Here is an 18,286-nt window from a genome sequence, read left to right as displayed (position 1 = left end):
CCATGATTTTCCGCTGGTTCGGCCGCAAGAAGCCCGAAGAGACCGCTCCCAAGGACGAGGCGGCGAAGAACGAATCGGTGAATCTGGACACCGCCACGCCTGCGCCGGAACCGGAAGCGGAAAAGACGCCGGAAGCGCCGGCCGCTCCGCCGCCGCTGATGCCGGAGGTCGAGCCGGTGCCGGAAATGGCGCCCGCCCCGCCGAGCGCCGAGCCGCCGCCCGCGCCGATCGCGCAGCCTCCGGTCGCGCCGATCCCGGTCACGCCTCCTGCCATTGCCGCGCCGGTCGAGCCGCCGCCCGCCCCTGCCCCGCTGGCTCCGCCTCCGGCGCCGGAGCCGGAACCCGTTCCCGAATTGCCGCGGGCACCCGCCCCGACACCGGTCGCGGCTGCCCCTGCTGCTGCCCCTGCTGCTGCCGAGGAAGCGCCTCCGACCAAGAAGGGCTGGTTCGCCAAGCTGAAGGAAGGGCTGTCCAAGTCCTCGTCCAAGCTGACCGACGGCATCACCAGCATCTTCACTAAGCGCAAGCTGGACGACGAGGCGCTGGAGGAGTTGGAAGAGCTGCTGATCACCGCCGACCTCGGCCCGGCCACCGCGGCGAAGGTGACGGCGGAGCTGGCGCGGACCCGCTTCGGCAAGGAGGTTTCGCCGGAGGAGGTCAAGTCGACGCTCGCCGCCGAGGTGTCGAAGATCGTTACGCCGGTCGCCAAGCCGCTGGTGCTGGACCCGGCGCTGAAGCCGCATGTCATCCTGGTCGTCGGCGTCAACGGCACCGGCAAGACCACCACCATCGGCAAGCTCGCCCGCCAGTTCAAGGCGGAGGGCAAGAGCGTGATGCTGGCGGCGGGCGATACCTTCCGCGCCGCAGCGGTCAGCCAGCTGAAAATCTGGGGCGAGCGCACGGGTTGCCCGGTCGTCGCCCGCGACACCGGGGCGGACGCCGCCGGGCTGGCCTATGATGCGCTGGAACGCGCGCGGGCCGAGAAGGTCGACGTGCTGCTGATCGACACCGCCGGCCGGCTGCAGAACAAGACCGGCCTGATGGAGGAGCTGCGCAAGATCGTCCGCGTCATCAAGAAGCTGGACGAGACGGCGCCGCACACCACCCTGCTGACGCTGGACGCCACCACCGGCCAGAACGCGCACAGCCAGGTCGAGATCTTCCGCGACATGGTCAACGTCAACGGCCTGATCCTGACCAAGCTGGACGGCTCCGCCCGCGGCGGCGTGCTGGTCTCGCTGGCGGAGAAGTTCAAGATCCCGGTCCACGCCATCGGCGTCGGCGAGGGGGTCTACGACCTGCGCCCGTTCGATGCGGATGCCTTCGCCAAGTCGCTGATGGGGCTGAACGCGGACTGACCGGCCGGGGAACGGCCATCGCCGATTGGGTAAGCACCGGAGGTTGGCCGAAATTCGGCCTTCCCAGCCTGTCGTTCGTACCCCATCTTTGATGACATGAACGACAAAGCCCCGCTCCAGCCCGGGTCGGCCGGGCGCTTCACCGATGCCAAAGCCGCACTGGCCTGCGTGCGGGACATTTATGACCGCAACACCGCATACTTGCGCGACCGCTTCGCCGCCTACACCCAGGGCGAGGAGGAAGGCGGACGAAACCGGGCCTATTACCCCTATGTGCGGCTGACCGCCGTGTCGGGGGCCGCGGTCGACACCCGGCTGTCCTACGGCTTCGTCGAGGGGGTCGGCGTCCATTCCACCACGGTGACGCGGCCCGACCTGTTCGAACGCTATCTGCTGGAACAGTTCACGCTTCTTCTGCGCAACCACGGCGTCCCGCTGGAGGTCGGTGTCAGCGAGGAAGCCATCCCGATCCATTTCGCCTTTCCCAACGGCATGTATGTGGAAGGCGATCTGCCGCCGGACCGGCTGACCAAGCTGCCGGATTTGTTCGACCTGCCCGATCTGGCGCGGATGGACGACACCATCGTCAACGGCACCTGCGACGGCGGGCCGGATGCGGTGAAGCCGCTGGCCCTGTTCACCGCCCCCCGGGTGGATTTCTCGCTGCACCGGCTGCGCCACTACACGGCCACCGCGCCGGAGCATTTCCAGAACTTCGTCCTGTTCACCAACTACCAGTTCTATGTGGACGAGTTCATCCGGCTGTCGCGCGAGATCATGGAGCCGACCGGCGATGCCGAGCTGGCGGCCTATCGCTGCCAATATGACAGCTTCGTCGAGCCGGGCGACATCGTCACCACCAACCAGAATCTCGGCGGGACCGTGGATGCCGTTTCGGCCAAGCTGGCGCGCATGCCGCAGATGCCGGCCTATCACCTGAAACGGCCGGACGGCAACGGCATCACGCTGGTGAACATCGGCGTCGGCCCGTCCAACGCCAAGACGATCACCGATCATATCGCAGTGCTGCGCCCGCATGCGTGGCTGATGCTGGGCCACTGCGCCGGGCTGCGGCATACGCAACGGCTGGGCGACTATGTGCTGGCCCACGGCTATGTCCGCGAGGACCATGTGCTGGACGCCGACCTGCCGCTGTGGGTGCCGGTGCCGGCGCTGGCCGAGGTTCAGCGGGCGCTGGAGACGGCGGTGGAACGGGTGACCGGGCTGTCGGGGTTCGACCTGAAGGGCATCATGCGCACCGGCACGGTGGCGACCATCGACAACCGGAACTGGGAACTGCGCGACCACCGCGAGCCGTTGATGCGCTTCAGCCAGAGCCGCGCCATCGCGCTGGACATGGAAAGCGCGACGATCGCCGCCAACGGCTTCCGCTTCCGCGTGCCGTACGGGACGTTGCTGTGCGTGTCGGACAAGCCGATGCACGGGCAGTTGAAGCTGCCGGGCATGGCCGACCGCTTCTATCGCGAGCGGGTCGACCAGCATCTGAAGATCGGCGTGCTGGCGATGGAACTGCTGCGCGAGCACGGGATGGAGACACTGCACTCCCGCAAGTTGCGCAGCTTGGCGGAGGTGGCGTTTCAGTAGGGGAGTGTCGGCTTCGATTGCCCCCTCCCCATCCCTCCCCCGCCTTGCGGGAGAGGGGGTTGGACGCTTGCCGGCGTGAGGTATGTACCGGAGCGGCGGCAGTCCCCTCTCCCTCGAAGAGGGGGAGGGTTAGGGAGGGGGCAACCACGGCCGCCCCCTCAACACCTCAAGCGGCGACCAGCAGCCCTTCGATCTCCTTGGCCGCGCCGGCCAGCGCCTTCGCCTTGGCTTCCGGACCCATGCCGATGCCCTCGGCACGGATGAAGGTCACGTCGGTGATGCCGAAGAAGCCCAACACCGTGCGCAGATAAGCCTCCTGGTGGTCCAGGCCGGCCAGCGCCGGGTTGGTCGAATAGACGCCGCCACGGCCCGAGGCGACGATCACGCGCTTGCCGCCGGCCAGACCCTCGGGACCCTTCTCGGTGTAGCGGAAGGTGCGGCCGGCCTGGGCGAGGCGGTCGATCCAGGCCTTCAGCTGGGTCGGGATCGAGAAATTGTACATCGGCGCGCCGATCACGACGACGTCGGCGGCCAGGAACTCATCGACCAGGGCGTCGGTCAGGGCCAGCTCTTCACGCTGGCGCTCGCTGAGGCCATCCAGATTGCGGAATTTCACGACCTGCATCAGTTCGCCGTTCAGGTGGTCCGGCGGGTTGGCGGCGACGTCGCGGGTGACGACGGTGGCCGACGGTTCGGCCTTCACCAGAGCGTCGACGATGGAGGCGGTCAGCTGGCGGGTGACGGAGGCGGCGCCGAGCGGGCTGGAGTCGACATGCAGGATCGTGGTCATGGCGGAAGGAGCCTCTTGGTTGTTGCGGCCGTCAGGTCCGGCCGGTTTCTGACACCCAAGATGCCCCTTTGTTTTCCAGCGGTTAAGCCGGGCTGTGCGCGAAAGATCGTCTCTGGACAAGCAACAATCGGCGGCCAAGCGACCATTGGCCCGGCGGGGTCAGCGCGTCACCAGGGTCCCGCTGCGGAAGACCGCCATCTGACCCGGCTGCATCACCGTCCATGCCTCGTCCCTGGTCAGCGGGCGGGTGGCGATGACGGTGACTATGTCGTTCGGCGTCGTCTCCTTGGAGAAATCGACGCTCATGTCGGCATCGACCAGGGTGGCAGCGCCGAACGGCGCCTTGCGGGTCAGCCAGGCGAGGTTGGTGGCGCAATGGCACCACAGATAGCGCCCGTCGCTGAGCAGCATGTTGAAGACACCCAGCGTCCCAAGGTCGGCGGCCAGATGGCGGATCAGCTTCATCAGGCCGGAGGTGGTCTTCGGCGGCTCCGGATACTGCATGCGGATCTGGTCGAGCAGCCAGCAGAAGGCGTGTTCGCTGTCGGTGCTGCCGACCGGCTCGTAGAAGGTCAGGATGCGGTCCTTGATGCCCTTCAGCTGGCCGTTATGGGCGAAGGTCCACACCCGGCCCCACAGCTCGCGCGTGAAGGGGTGGGTGTTCTCCAGCGACACCCGGCCGCGGTTGGCGCGGCGGATGTGCGAGATCACCGTGCAGGACTTGATCGAATACTGGCTGACCAGCCGGGCGATCTCCGACTCCGAACTGGGGGCCGGGTCGTGGAAGGTGCGGCAGCCCTTCCCCTCGTAAAAGGCGATGCCCCAGCCGTCGCGGTGCGGGCCGGTCTGCCCGCCGCGGCGCATCAGGCCGGCGAAGCTGAAACAGATGTCCGTGGGCACGTTGGCGCTCATGCCCAGGAGTTCGCACATGATGTCCTCGTCTGCCGCTGGTCGTCGCCCTTGGGAGCGACAAGCTACGACAGGTGGTGCGCAAGGTCACGCGCTGACATTGTGGAGCGCCACGCGCACGCACAGCCGAGATTCTCGAAGAAAACGTCATGTCTTCCGGAACAGCGGCGCACGGGCTAGCAGCGCGTCCGCTTGCTGACAAATCTCGTCGTAGACCTTGCGGTCCAGCTTGCGCAGCCAGCGCGGCGGGATCGACTCGACACCGTAGGTGGCGCCGGCCAGCATGCCGGCGATGGCGCCGGTGGTGTCGGCGTCGCCTCCCTGGTTCACCGTCTCCACCACGCAGGATTCGACCGAATCGGTCTGGAAGTAATAGTGGAAGACGGTCTGCACCGTATCGACGATGAAGGCGGTGGACAGGCCGCGATAGGGTTCGAACTTGAACTGGCGGTGTTTGGCGATCAGGGCGTTCGCCTCCTCCCGCGCGGCGACAATGCCGCCGCCCAGCACCAGCCGCCGCACCATCCGGCCCAGCGTGACCACTGCGGAATCGGACAGCTGGTTGCAATGGGTGATGTGCGACTGCTCCACCGACCAGCGCTCGAACGCCGCGTCGTCGCCCAGGGTCGCCAGCGCCACCGGCAGGTTGCGCATCGCCGCGCCGTTGCCGGCGTGGTATTCCGACTCCGGTTCCTCCAGCGTGCCGTTCATGATGAAGCGGCGGATGCCGCGCCGTGTCGTGTCGCCGACATCGACCGGCACCGATTTCAGCCAGATCGCGAATTCCTCGGCGGCGCGGCGGGCCTCCCACTCCGGCCCGGACAGGATGGCGCGGCCGAGATGCAGCGACATCTCGGTGTCGTCGGTCACCTGCCCCGCCGGCAGCTTCAGCCAGCCGCCGCCCTTGATGTGCTTGTGGACGCCATATTGATGGGCGATCTCCCCCTTGGTCAGGAACTCCACCGTCGCCCCCAGCGCGTCGCCGCAGGCGAGGCCAAGATAGGCGCCAAGCGCCCTGGAACGGATTTCAGGCGTCAGACTCGTCGGATCGGTCATGCCGTCGGGCACAGGGTCCGTCCCTTCCTGGTGCGCCCCGCGAAACGGCCTGCAAGCCGACGCCGGACGTGAGGTTGTCAGAGAAGCGACACACCCACCCGATAGTCCCCGCCGATCACCAGGTATTCTCCTTCACCCTGGAACGGGTAACGCGGCAGGATGTCGCGGAAGAAGACCACCTTGGGCAGCGGCACCCAGGCATCGAGGATGTAGTCGCCGAACTGGCCGGCGATGTCGCGGTTGATGGAAAAGGAACACAGGTTGTTCAGCCGCAGCACCGCCGAGCGCTTGTCCGGCCGGGCGACGATGTGGTGTTCCTCGAAATCGTTGACGCCACGGTACAGCCGGATGTGCGAGGCCCAGTTGGGCATCGGCGCGTCGGGCCAGCTGCGACGGATCGTCCATTGGCAGAACTCGTACAGAAGGTCGAGCTGCAGATGGATGTTGTTGTTGTGGAAGCGGGTCGACTGCTTCTGCTCGCCATAGGCCGCCCAGGCGTCGGAGGCGAAGCGACGGATCGGCTCGCCATGGAAGGTCGGCAGCAGGCCGAAACGGCTCTCCACCCACCCCTTCAGCACCGCCCCTTCCGCCCGGTTGCTGTCGAACATCCAGCCCTTCAGCAGGCGCAGGTAGCTGGCTCGGAAACGGCGCTTGCCGTCCGGCCCCTCCGTCCCGGAGAAGTCGGGATTCACCCCGAACATCTCGGCCATATGGCGCTGGAAGATATCGGAGGAGGTCAGTGCGTCGGGGCTTTCGTCCAGCGCCTCGAACAAGGCGGCGTGTTCGCTGCGGGTGGCGCCGATGCGCAGGCGCCGCGGCTCATCATTATAGGCTTCGCTGCACAGCAGGGCGGCCGGCACGTTGACGAGGTTGGTGCGATGGGCACGTAGCGCCAGCGGAGAAGCGGGCGGCGAGTCGGCCTCCGGCGTCCGTCCCCTCGCATCTCGCATCAGCCCCCCATCCGTCACGCCAAGCCGCTCCGCCCGAATGTCATTATTTCTTACATGGATATTGCATAAGCCGGCGCGTGCCAAGCCTTCACCGCTGCAACCGGCGGAGGCGTGTCGCCGCATGTCGCAATATTGTCCATTTGAAGCCGAACGGTCCGTCCCCATACTCAGTACAGCGACGCTTACGATCCGGCGGCACCCGCATGGCCTTCTGGCCGACCAAGTACGACGACAGCCGGCGCCGGCGAACCTCGCCCGTGCCCACGCAGGCGCTTGTCCGGCCCTCGCCTCCCGCCGACACTGCGATTCCGACGCCCGGCGCCCCCGACAGCCGCCCGCCGCGGGGCATGGCGGAGGCGCGCACCACCCTGCGGCTCGCCCAGCTCCTGCGCGGGTCGATCACGCCGCTGCGCGGCGATGCCGTGCTGGAGCTGCTGGAGCCGCATCGGCCGCGGCTGGTGCCCAAGCCGATCAACCCGCTGCCGGCACTGGTCGGGCAGCCGCCCGGCCGCCTGATGGAAGCGCTGCTGCGGCCGATCGGGCAGATCATCACCGACGTGCTGCTGCCGGGGGTGCGCGACCATCTGATCGACCGGCTGGTGACCGGCCGCACCGACCATGAGGAAAGCCTTCCGGGCGCTGTCGATCTCGCCGAGGCGATGCGGACGCTGGTCAGCCGGATGCGCGGCGGCGGCAAGGGCCATCTCCAGGCGGTGATCGCCGCCATCGAAGCCGATGCCCGCACCACCGCCGACAGGCTGACCAAAGACAGCCGCCCCATCGACGTCGGCGGCATCGACCAGCTTGCCCGCGCTCTGCTGCGCTTCGAGGTGCGGCGGATGGCGTTGGAGGCGCTGGGCGGCGGCAGCGCCTTGCAGGACGTCGTTTATCAGTCGCGGCGGCTCGCCCGCTATTCACTGCGCCGCGCCACCGAGGCGATCGAGGGTTTCGTCGCCGACCGTGGGCTGAAGACGCTGCACGCCAGTCTCGCCACGCTGGCCCAGGCCGACGGGCTGATCGTCATCGCGCTGCGCAACCTGGACGACCAGGAGGAGACGAAGGAGGAATCCGGCCCCTTCGTCGAGCCGGCCGACCGCAAGGCGATGAACGATTGGCTGTCGGCGGCATGGCGGCTTTCCGACACATTGTTCGATCTGATCGGCAAGGCGGCGGCCGGCGGCGAGTTGGACGACCTGCTCTTCGCCGCCCTGCTGCGGCAACTGCGCAGCCTGCACCATTTCTGCGCCGACCTTAGCCATGCCGGCCGCCCCGCCGCCGTGGACACGCTGAAGCAGCGGCTGATCGACCGCTGCGACGCGCTGGCCCGCCTGACCGGCGAACGGCTGGTCGAGGCACTGCTGGCCAAGCCCGCCGATCCGGCCCTGGCCCGCCGCCTGATGGCGCGCGGCCGGCTGCTGGCGCAGCTTCTCTACGACATGGACCGCGACGAGGCGGTGGAAGAGCTGGCGCTGCGCATCGTCGTCGCGGCGGAGGCGCTGGGCGAGGGGCGGTAGGCTTCGGCTGTGGGGTGCCCCCTCCCCATCCCTCCCCCGCGTTCCGCGGGAGAGGGGGCAGGACGCTTGCAGAGGCCAAACAATGTACGGCAGCAGTCCCCTCTCCCGCGGAACGCGGGGGAGGGCTAGGGAGGGGGCATTCGTAAGCCGACGCCTCCCCCAAAAACTCTCCCCCGCAAAAGACCCGACAAAATGTCTGGCTTTGTCGTGTGTGTCGGGACCCCGACAAAGAGGCGGCGAGCGCTTCTGCGTTAAATAGCTATTCTATTTCAGCGACTTACCAGCTTCCTCCGCTCTGGCACGGGTCGTGCAATCCATGGAATCCGAAGCGGCCACGAACCGGCCGCACCGGATCGAAGCATAGTCCCACGACCCAAGCACAGGAGCGACCCACATGGCCAAAGCGCCTCTGCGTCAGATCGCCTTTTACGGCAAGGGCGGTATCGGTAAGTCCACCACCTCTCAGAACACGCTGGCCGCGCTGGTCGAGCTGGATCAGAAGATCCTGATCGTCGGCTGCGATCCGAAGGCCGACTCGACCCGCCTGATCCTGCACGCCAAGGCCCAGGACACCGTTCTCCACCTCGCCGCCGAGGCCGGCTCGGTCGAGGACCTGGAACTCGAAGACGTCGTCAAGATCGGCTACAAGGGCATCAAGTGCGTCGAGTCCGGCGGTCCGGAACCGGGCGTCGGCTGCGCTGGCCGCGGCGTCATCACCTCGATCAACTTCCTGGAAGAGAACGGCGCCTATGACGACGTGGACTATGTGTCCTACGACGTGCTGGGCGACGTGGTCTGCGGCGGCTTCGCCATGCCGATCCGCGAGAACAAGGCCCAGGAAATCTACATCGTCATGTCGGGCGAGATGATGGCGCTGTACGCCGCCAACAACATCGCCAAGGGCATCCTGAAGTACGCCCACAGCGGCGGCGTGCGCCTGGGCGGCCTGATCTGCAACGAGCGTCAGACCGACAAGGAGATCGATCTGGCCGAGGCCCTGGCCAAGCGTCTGGGCTCCAAGCTGATCCACTTCGTGCCGCGCGACAACATCGTGCAGCACGCCGAGCTGCGCCGCATGACGGTCATCGAGTATGCGCCGGAGAGCAAGCAGGCGGAAGAGTACCGCCAGCTCGCCAGCAAGGTGCACAACAACTCCGGCCAGGGTTGCATCCCGACCCCGATCACGATGGAAGAGCTGGAAGAGATGCTGATGGACTTCGGCATCATGAAGACCGAGGAGCAGCAGCTCGCCGAACTGGCTGCCAAGGAAGCGGCGAAGGCCGGCGCCTGATCCCGGGCGTAGCGACGGTTGCCTACCGGCCCCCCTGCCCCATCCGCGCAGGGGGGACCGCCTGAACACTGGCCCTTTTCCCCAGCCCCGCACGACGTCGACCCAACGACTGCCCACCGGTTCCGGCCGGGTGACGTCGGCGTGGGAGGGAGGGGCTCGGTCACGCGCTGCAGTGGCGCGGAATATTCAAGCAGGAGGCCGGCTATGAGCCTGTCCGAGAACACCCAGACCACCACCGCGGTCGACGTCAAGACCCTCGTCAACGAAGTCCTCGAAGCCTATCCCGAAAAGTCCCGCAAGCGCCGCGCCAAGCACCTGAACGTGCTGGAGGCCGAGGCCAAGGACTGCGGCGTCAAGTCGAACGTCAAGTCCATCCCCGGCGTCATGACGATCCGCGGCTGCGCCTATGCCGGCTCCAAGGGCGTGGTGTGGGGGCCGATCAAGGACATGATCCACATCTCCCACGGGCCGGTCGGCTGCGGCTATTACTCCTGGTCCGGCCGCCGCAACTACTACATCGGCGACACCGGTGTGGACAGCTGGGGCACGATGCACTTCACCTCCGACTTTCAGGAGAAGGACATCGTCTTCGGCGGCGACAAGAAGCTGCACAAGGTCATCGAGGAAATCAACGAGCTGTTCCCGCTGGTGAACGGCATCTCGATCCAGTCGGAATGCCCGATCGGCCTGATCGGCGACGACATCGAGGCTGTCGCCCGCGACAAGTCGGCGGAAATCGGCAAGCCGGTCATCCCCGTGCGCTGCGAAGGCTTCCGCGGCGTGTCCCAGTCGCTGGGCCACCACATCGCCAACGACGCCATCCGCGACTGGGTGTTCGAGAAGACGGAACCCAAGGCCGACTTCGTCTCCACCCCCTATGACGTCACCATCATCGGCGACTACAACATCGGCGGCGACGCCTGGTCGTCCCGCATCCTGCTTGAGGAGATCGGCCTGCGCGTGATCGCCCAGTGGTCGGGCGACGGCACGCTGGCCGAGCTGGAGAACACGCCGAAGGCCAAGGTCAACCTGATCCACTGCTACCGCTCGATGAACTACATCGCGCGCCACATGGAAGAGAAGTACAATATTCCTTGGATGGAATACAACTTCTTCGGCCCGAGCCAGATCGCCGAATCCTTGCGCAAGATCGCCGCTCTGTTCGACGACAAGATCAAGGAGAACGCCGAGAAGGTCATCGCCCGCTACCAGCCGATGGTCGATGCGGTCATCGCCAAGTACAAGCCGCGGCTGGACGGCAAGAAGGTCATGATCTACGTCGGTGGCCTGCGTCCCCGCCATGTCGTCGATGCCTATCACGACCTGGGCATGGAGATCATCGGCACCGGTTACGAGTTCGCCCACAATGACGACTATCAGCGCACGCCCCACTATGTGAAGGAAGGCACGCTGATCTACGACGACGTCACCGCGTTCGAACTGGAGAAGTTCGTCGAGGCGATGCGTCCCGACCTCGTCGCGTCGGGCATCAAGGAAAAGTACGTGTTCCAGAAGATGGGCCTGCCGTTCCGCCAGATGCACAGCTGGGACTACTCCGGCCCGTACCACGGCTATGACGGCTTCGCGATCTTCGCCCGCGACATGGACCTGGCCATCAACAACCCCGTCTGGGGCGTGATGAAGGCCCCGTTCTGACCATCGGCCTCTGGAACAGGAGAATTCGACAATGACCGACAAGCTTTCGCAGAGCGCCGACAAGGTCCTCGACCACTACACCCTCTTCCGGCAGCCCGAATACGCGGCGATGTTCGAGAAGAAGAAGACCGAGTTCGAGTACGGCCATTCGGACGAGGACGTCGCCCGCGTGTCCGAATGGACCAAGTCCGAGGAATACAAGGCGAAGAACTTCGCCCGTGAAGCGGTCGTCATCAACCCGACCAAGGCCTGCCAGCCGATCGGTGCGATGTTCGCCGCCCAGGGCTTCGAGGGCACCCTGCCCTTCGTCCATGGCTCGCAGGGCTGCGTCGCCTATTACCGCACCCACCTGACCCGCCACTTCAAGGAGCCGAACAGCGCGGTCTCCTCGTCGATGACGGAGGACGCTGCGGTGTTCGGCGGCCTGAACAACATGATCGACGGTCTGGCGAACGCCTATGCGCTCTACAAGCCGAAGATGATCGCGGTGATGACCACCTGCATGGCCGAGGTCATCGGCGACGACCTGCAGGGCTTCATCGCCAACGCCAAGAACAAGGAGAGCGTCCCGGCCGACTTCCCGGTGCCGTTCGCCCACACCCCGGCCTTCGTCGGCAGCCACATCGTCGGCTACGACAACATGATCAAGGGGATCCTGAGCAGCTTCTGGGGCAATTCGGAGAATTTCGACACGCCCAAGACCGAGCAGATCAACCTGATCCCGGGCTTCGACGGCTTCGCGGTCGGCAACAACCGCGAACTGAAGCGCATCGCCGGCGAGTTCGGCGTGAAGCTGCAGATCCTGTCCGACGTGTCCGACAATTTCGACACGCCGATGGATGGCGAGTACCGCATGTATGACGGCGGCACCACCATCGAGGAGACCAAGGCGGCCCTGCACGCCAAGGCCACCCTCTCCATGCAGGAGTACAACACCACCCAGACCCTGCAGTTCTGCAAGGAGAAGGGCCAAGAGGTCGCCAAGTTCAACTACCCGATGGGCGTCACCGCCACCGACGAACTGCTGCTGAAGCTGGCGGAACTGTCGGGCAAGCCGGTGCCGGCCAGCCTGAAGCTGGAGCGCGGCCGTCTGGTCGACGCCATCGCCGACAGCCACACCCACATGCACGGCAAGCGCTTCGCCGTCTACGGCGACCCGGACTTCTGCCTGGGCATGACCAGGTTCCTGCTGGAGCTGGGTGCGGAGCCGGTGCACATCCTGTCGACCTCCGGCTCCAAGAGGTGGGAGAAGCAGGTCCAGAAGGTGCTGGACGGCTCGCCCTTCGGCAAGTCCGGTGCGGCCTATGGCGGCAAGGACCTGTGGCACCTGCGCTCGCTGATCTTCACCGACAAGGTGGACTACATCATCGGCAACAGCTACGGCAAGTATCTGGAGCGCGACACCAAGGTTCCGCTGATCCGCCTGACCTACCCGATCTTCGACCGCCACCATCACCACCGCTACCCGACCTGGGGCTACCAGGGCGCGCTGAACGTGCTGGTGCGGATCCTGGACCGCATCTTCGAGGACATCGACGCCAACACCAACATCGTCGGCCAGACCGACTACTCGTTCGACCTGATCCGCTGATCGGTCCGCAGGCCGAAAGGTCGGCGGCGAGCCAGGCTGCGGTTCCAGGCATCGGTTCCAGCCTACCCGACGGGCCGGGGTCTCCATCCCCCCGGCCCGGCGGCAACCTCCCCAACCCGGAGAGCGCCGGCGACGGCATGCTCCGGGTATTTTTGTTTGAGCAAATGCCGGGGATCACATGAGCGCGATGGAAACAGTGCCGATCGGAATCGGTCACTATGTTTCTCTCGGAAGAAATTATTAAAGAAAATCGGGCCTTATCCCCCATTCTAAAAATTGCTATAATAATACCGTCGATAAAATGTTTAGACACGAATTGCAAAATGCGAATCTTGCTGTCGAAAACGCTTTAAACTGTTGTTGGGTTTTGACTAATACGCACAATCCGTCGGGATCAACACTTATTGACTACCATCTCCTCTTGCGCTCTGATAATGCATAACCAGCAAACAATCAGACATATCACCAAGCGGAGGACGGAGATGTTCGGTTTCATTCAGTCGATCTACGGAAAGGACACCGAAAGCCAATCGGTATTGGCCGCGCTGGATCGCTCCCTGGCGATGATCGAGTTTGCGCTGGACGGGACAATCCTGACCGCCAATGCGAACTTTCTGGCGGTGATGGGCTATTCATTGCCGGAAATCGTTGGACAGCATCACAGGATGTTCATCGACCCGTCCGAACATGCCAGCCCGGCCTACCGGGACTTCTGGGATCGTCTGAATCGCGGAGAATTTCAGCGCGCGCTGTACCGGCGCATCGCCAGGAACGGCCGCGAGGTCTGGATCGAGGCCACGTACAATCCCATCCTCAACTCCGCCGGCCGTCCTTGCAAGATCGTCAAGATCGCCACCGACGTCACGGAAAGACAGGCCGTCAATGCCGACATGCGCGGCAAGATCGATGCGATTTCGCGCTCGCAGGCCGTGATCGAATTCCATCCCGACGGAACCGTCATCACCGCCAACGAGAATTTCCTCAAGGTGCTCGGCTACAGTCTGGACGAGATACGCGGACGCCATCACAGCATGTTCGTCGATCCGCAAGCGCGCGAGAGTTCCGCCTATCGGGAATTCTGGTCCAGGCTGAACAAGGGGCAGTTCGAAGCCGCCCAATATCGGCGCATCGGCAAGGGCGGTCGTGTCGTCTGGATCCAGGCAACCTACAATCCGGTTTTCGACGGTGCCGGCCGCCTGTGCAAGGTCGTGAAGTTCGCGACCGACATCACCGAGCAGATCAGTTTGCTGGACCGCCTGAAATCCCTGATCGACACCAATTTCACCGAGATCGAACAGGCGATGAGCGTCGCCCACCAACAGGCCGACACCGCTGCGGCCGCATCGTCGGAGACGCGAGGGACGGTGCAGACCATAGCGGCCGGGGCGGAGGAACTGGCCGCCGCCGCCCGTGAGATCGCCGACAGCATGTCGCGGTCGCAGCAGGCGGCGGATGCCGCCGTGAGCGAGGCCGACAACGCCGACCGCGCGGCGACCCGCTTGACGGAAGTGGCGAAGGCGATGGGTGGCATCGTCGAACTGATCCGCTCCATCGCCGGACAGATCAACATGCTGGCCCTGAACGCGACCATCGAGGCGGCGCGGGCGGGTGAGGCCGGCAGAGGCTTCGCCGTGGTTGCCAACGAGGTCAAGAATCTGGCCAACCAGTCGGCCAACGCGACCGCCCAGATTTCCCACGAAATCGAGGGAATGCGATCCGTCTCCGGCGATGTCGTGTCTTCCCTGTCGGCAATTCGCACCGCGATGTCCAATCTGCGCGAATTCGTCGTCATGTCCGCCGGCGCGGTCGAGGAACAGACCAACGTCACGGCCAGCATTTCCGCCAACATGCAGGGAGCATCGACCTCGGTGGCGGTGGTGGACCGGAACATCACCGCAATCTCCGCCGCCTTCGCACAGGTCGGAACCGCCATCGCCTCGACCAAGGAGGCGGCGCAAGTGCTCGCCCGCTGACCATGTAGGAGGGCTGGTCAGCCCTCCGGCCTCAACTGCTCCGCCTCAACCATCCCGAAGGGCGAAGCCGACCACACGCTCCAGCGCAAGGTCGGCAGCCGCCCGCCAGTTCTCTCCACCCAGTTCGACCGGGACCGGCGGTAGGCCGACCGACGGGGCGGCCATGCCGTCACGGACCGGACGGGCGCGCAGAAGCAGTCGGGGATGGGCCGTGCCGCTCCAATCCTGACGACCTTCCATGACCAGCAACAGGATCGGACCGTCGACCGCCGGCGGCGTCTCCTCCGGCTCCCCGTCGTCAGCCGGCACGGCACGCAGGCCGAGACGCACAACCGCCTTGCCATGACCGGCGGTCTTACCCGCGACGAGTTCGGCGGCGGCTGCACACAGTGTCTCGGCCTCCGGTGGGACGGGGCGCTGGTCAGGGTGGAGGAAACGGCAGGCGATGCCGATCTCGTGTCCCGGCTCGGTCGCCAGCCTGATCACCGCGTCATTCTGCGCGGCCATGGTCGGCATTGCCGCCAGCGCCAGCAGCAGTCCGCTCATTACCTCTCGGCTGCCGCGCCGCCCGAACCGTACCATCATGACCTTCCATTCCCGCGAATCGTCCTGATACGGCCATCTCTCCCCCTTTCCTGCGCATGCTGTGCGACACCCGACAAGCCGCAGGTGGCCAGGGGCGATTGTCAGCTATCGGACAGCGACGGGAAAGATGACAATCCATCTTTATCAGTAACTTACCCGCTGGCATGCTCCCTGCATCACTCGCCCGCAGAGCCATTTCCAGCGCCAGGATGGGAGAGCGGGCATGCTCCAGGACAAGATCCAGGACGTCTTCAACGAACCGGGCTGTGCGGCCAACCAGGCCAAGTCGGCCAAGGAGAAGAAGAAGGGCTGCACCAAGTCGCTGAAGCCGGGGGCCGCGGCCGGCGGCTGCGCCTATGACGGGGCAATGATCGTGCTGCAGCCGATCGCCGACGTCGCCCATCTCGTCCATGGCCCCATCGCCTGCCTGGGCAACAGCTGGGACAATCGTGGCTCGCAATCCTCCGGCCCGCAGCTCTACCGCACCGGCTTCACCACCGACCTGTCGGAACTGGACGTCATCGGCGGCGGCGAGAAGAAGCTCTACCGCGCCATCAAGGAGATCGTTCAGCAATACGACCCGCCGGCCGTCTTCGTCTATCAGACCTGCGTGCCCGCCATGACCGGGGACGACATCGCCGCCGTCTGCAAATTCGCGACGCAGAAGCTGGGCAAGCCGGTGATCCCGGTGGAGGCGCCGGGCTTCGTCGGGTCGAAGAATCTCGGCAACAAGCTGGCCGGCGAGGCCCTGCTGGAGCATGTCATCGGCACGGTGGAGCCGGACTACACCACCCCCACCGACGTCTGCATCATCGGCGAATACAACCTTGCCGGCGAGCTGTGGCTGGTCAAGCCGTTGCTGGACGAGATCGGCATCCGCCTGCTGTCCTGCATCTCCGGCGACGGCCGCTACAACGAGGTCGCCCAGGCCCACCGTGCCCGCGTCACCATGATGGTGTGCAGCCAGGCGCTGGTGAATGTCGGCCGCAAGATGCAGGAGCGCTACGGCATCCCCTATTTCGAGGGCTCCTTCTACGGCGTCTCCGACATGTCGGAGACGCTGCGCACCATGGCCCGCATGCTGGTGGAGCGCGGCGCCGACAAGGGCCTGATCGACCGGGCCGAAGGCGTGATCGCGCGGGAAGAAAGCCGCGTCTGGTGCCGGCTGGAACCCTACAAGCCGCGGTTCGAGGGCAAGCGCGTCCTGCTGTTCACCGGCGGGGTCAAGAGCTGGTCGATGGTCAGCGCGCTGGAAGGCGCCGGACTGACTATCCTCGGCACCTCCACCAAGAAATCGACCAAGGAGGACAAGGAGCGCATCAGAAAGATGAAGGGCGAGGAGTTCCACCAGTGGGACGATCTGAAGCCGCGCGACATCTACAGGATGCTGGCCGACAATCAGACCGACATCATGATGTCCGGCGGCCGCTCGCAGTTCATCTCGCTGAAGGCCAAGGTTCCCTGGCTCGACATCAACCAGGAGCGCCACCACGCCTATGCCGGCTATGACGGCATCGTCAATCTCTGCGAGGAGATCGACAAGACGCTGTCGAATCCGATCTGGGGCCAGGTCCGCCAGCCGGCGCCGTGGGAATCCGGCCCGTCCTCAACGCTCCTGGCTGCGGAGTGAGGCCGATGTCGCACATCCAGCGCTTCCCCTCCGCCGCCAAGGCCGCCTCGACCAACCCGCTGAAGATGAGCCAGCCGCTGGGTGCGGCGCTCGCCTATCTCGGAATCGACCGCTGCCTGCCGCTGTTCCATGGGTCGCAGGGCTGCACCGCCTTCGGGCTGGTCCTGCTGGTCCGCCACTTCCGCGAGGCGATCCCGCTGCAGACCACGGCGATGGATCAGGTCTCCACCATCCTCGGTGGTTACGAGAATCTGGAACAGGCGATCCGCACCATCGTCGACCGCAACAAGCCCGCCATGATCGGCGTCGCCACCACCGGCGTCACCGAGACCAAGGGTGAGGACATGGGCGGGCAATACACGCTGTTCCGCCAACGCAACCCCGACATGGCCGACACCGCGCTGGTCTTCGCCAACACCCCCGACTTTGTCGGCGGCTTCGAGGACGGCTTCGCCGCCGCCGTCACCGCAATGGTGGAACGGCTGGTCGAACCGTCGCCGGTGCGCATCCCGACCCAGGTCACTGTGCTGGCCGGCAGCCACCTGTCGCCTGGCGATGTCGAGGAACTGCGCGACATCATTGAGGGCTTCGGCCTGTCGCCGATCTTCCTGCCCGACCTGTCGCTGTCGATGTCGGGGCGCCAGCCGACCGACTTCACCGCCACCTCGCTGGGCGGCGTGACGGTGGAGCAGATCCGCGCCATGGGCGCCTCGGCCGCCACCATCGTGGTCGGCGAGCATATGCGGGTAGCCGGCAATGCGCTGGAGCTGAAGACCGACGTGCCCAGCCACTTCTTCAGCCGCCTGACCGGACTGGAGGCGACCGACAAGCTGGTCCGTCTTCTGATGGAGCTATCGGGCAAGCCGGCGCCGGCCCGGCTGCGGCGCCAGCGTGAAGCCCTGGTCGACGCCATGCTGGACGGGCATTTCTTCTACAGCCGCAAGCGCATCGCCGTCGCTCTGGAACCTGACCTGCTCTATGCCGTCACCGGCTTCCTGGCCGACATGGGGGCCGAGGTGATCGCCGCGGTGTCGCCGACACAGAGCCCGGTGCTGGAGCGGCTGAAGGCCGCCACCATCATGGTCGGCGATCATTCCGACGTGGAGACGCTGGCCCGCGACGCCGACCTGATCGTCTCCAACTCGCACGGGCGGCAGGGTGCCGCGCGGATCAGCGTGGCCCTGCACCGCATGGGCCTGCCGATGTTCGACCGGTTGGGGGCGGGACTGCGCGTCCAGGTCGGTTACCGCGGCACGCGCGAACTGCTGTGCGGGATCGGCAACCTGTTCCTCGCCCGCGAGATGGACCATTCCCACCGCGAATTGGGCGAATCCCACGGCTGCGGAGGCGGATCATGCGGATGCAACGCCGTCTGAGC

Annotated in this window: 14 protein-coding genes; 9 read left to right on the top strand and 5 right to left on the bottom strand. The window is 65.7% G+C overall.

Annotated elements, in window-relative coordinates; all coding sequences use genetic code 11:
• Window positions 1–2: 2 nt before the first annotated feature.
• Both ftsY and M5E06_RS02805 read left to right on the top strand, forming a co-directional pair.
• Window positions 3–1,358, top strand: coding sequence for a signal recognition particle-docking protein FtsY (gene ftsY / locus M5E06_RS02810; protein WP_252137080.1), 1,356 nt, complete (start codon window positions 3–5; stop codon window positions 1,356–1,358).
• A gap of 96 nt (window positions 1,359–1,454) precedes the next feature.
• Window positions 1,455–2,963 carry an AMP nucleosidase gene (locus tag M5E06_RS02805; protein WP_252137079.1) on the top strand — a complete coding sequence of 503 codons (1,509 nt, stop codon included), beginning with the start codon at window positions 1,455–1,457 and terminating at the stop codon, window positions 2,961–2,963.
• 166 nt (window positions 2,964–3,129) lie between these two features.
• Here M5E06_RS02805 and M5E06_RS02800 read toward each other — a convergent pair whose 3' ends face one another.
• The 4 genes from M5E06_RS02800 to M5E06_RS02785 form a co-directional block, all read right to left on the bottom strand.
• Window positions 3,130–3,753: an FMN-dependent NADH-azoreductase gene (locus M5E06_RS02800; protein ID WP_252137078.1), complete on the bottom strand. Its 624-nt coding sequence runs from the start codon at window positions 3,751–3,753 to the stop codon at window positions 3,130–3,132.
• A 159-nt stretch (window positions 3,754–3,912) separates the two neighbouring features.
• On the bottom strand, window positions 3,913–4,683 hold the full coding sequence (locus M5E06_RS02795) for a class II glutamine amidotransferase (protein WP_252137077.1): 771 nt from the start codon (window positions 4,681–4,683) through the stop codon (window positions 3,913–3,915).
• Between the two features lie 126 nt (window positions 4,684–4,809).
• The gene (gene draG, locus M5E06_RS02790; RefSeq protein WP_252137076.1) at window positions 4,810–5,718 is read right to left on the bottom strand and encodes an ADP-ribosyl-[dinitrogen reductase] hydrolase; all 909 of its coding nucleotides are present in this window, start codon (window positions 5,716–5,718) and stop codon (window positions 4,810–4,812) included.
• Between the two features lie 77 nt (window positions 5,719–5,795).
• The gene (locus M5E06_RS02785) at window positions 5,796–6,668 is read right to left on the bottom strand and encodes an NAD(+)--dinitrogen-reductase ADP-D-ribosyltransferase (protein WP_252137075.1); all 873 of its coding nucleotides are present in this window, start codon (window positions 6,666–6,668) and stop codon (window positions 5,796–5,798) included.
• A 203-nt stretch (window positions 6,669–6,871) separates the two neighbouring features.
• Between M5E06_RS02785 and M5E06_RS02780 the strand changes: the two genes are divergently transcribed.
• The 5 genes from M5E06_RS02780 (at window position 6,872) to M5E06_RS02760 (ending at window position 14,693) form a co-directional block, all read left to right on the top strand.
• Window positions 6,872–8,182, top strand: coding sequence for a hypothetical protein (locus M5E06_RS02780; RefSeq protein ID WP_252137074.1), 1,311 nt, complete (start codon window positions 6,872–6,874; stop codon window positions 8,180–8,182).
• Window positions 8,183–8,576: 394 nt separating this feature from the next.
• Window positions 8,577–9,473, top strand: a complete 897-nt coding sequence (nifH, locus tag M5E06_RS02775) for a nitrogenase iron protein (protein WP_109154042.1) — start codon at window positions 8,577–8,579, stop codon at window positions 9,471–9,473.
• Window positions 9,474–9,677: 204 nt separating this feature from the next.
• Window positions 9,678–11,129, top strand: coding sequence for a nitrogenase molybdenum-iron protein alpha chain (gene nifD / locus M5E06_RS02770; RefSeq protein WP_252137073.1), 1,452 nt, complete (start codon window positions 9,678–9,680; stop codon window positions 11,127–11,129).
• Window positions 11,130–11,160: 31 nt separating this feature from the next.
• Window positions 11,161–12,720 carry a nitrogenase molybdenum-iron protein subunit beta gene (gene nifK, locus M5E06_RS02765; RefSeq protein WP_252137072.1) on the top strand — a complete coding sequence of 520 codons (1,560 nt, stop codon included), beginning with the start codon at window positions 11,161–11,163 and terminating at the stop codon, window positions 12,718–12,720.
• 482 nt (window positions 12,721–13,202) lie between these two features.
• Entirely contained in the window at window positions 13,203–14,693 is a 1,491-nt protein-coding gene (locus M5E06_RS02760) for a methyl-accepting chemotaxis protein (protein WP_252137071.1), read from the top strand.
• Window positions 14,694–14,738: 45 nt separating this feature from the next.
• On the opposite strand, the gene M5E06_RS02755 is transcribed toward M5E06_RS02760, so the two are convergent.
• Complete coding sequence (locus tag M5E06_RS02755) at window positions 14,739–15,278, bottom strand: hypothetical protein (RefSeq protein ID WP_252137070.1); 540 nt, start codon at window positions 15,276–15,278, stop codon at window positions 14,739–14,741.
• 223 nt (window positions 15,279–15,501) lie between these two features.
• Here M5E06_RS02755 and nifE point away from each other — a divergent pair, with 223 nt between their 5' ends.
• Window positions 15,502–16,908 (top strand): nitrogenase iron-molybdenum cofactor biosynthesis protein NifE, encoded by a 1,407-nt coding sequence (nifE, locus tag M5E06_RS02750; RefSeq protein ID WP_252137069.1) that lies wholly within the window; start codon window positions 15,502–15,504, stop codon window positions 16,906–16,908.
• A 5-nt stretch (window positions 16,909–16,913) separates the two neighbouring features.
• Window positions 16,914–18,284 carry a nitrogenase iron-molybdenum cofactor biosynthesis protein NifN gene (gene nifN / locus M5E06_RS02745; RefSeq protein WP_252137068.1) on the top strand — a complete coding sequence of 457 codons (1,371 nt, stop codon included), beginning with the start codon at window positions 16,914–16,916 and terminating at the stop codon, window positions 18,282–18,284.
• The last annotated feature ends 2 nt before the right edge of the window (window positions 18,285–18,286 follow it).

It is taken from the genome of Azospirillum sp. A1-3, from assembly GCF_023806445.1.
GTDB lineage: Bacteria > Pseudomonadota > Alphaproteobacteria > Azospirillales > Azospirillaceae > Azospirillum.
The sequence above is the reverse complement of the archived record's forward strand: the minus strand, read 5'-3'. Positions and strand labels throughout refer to the sequence as shown.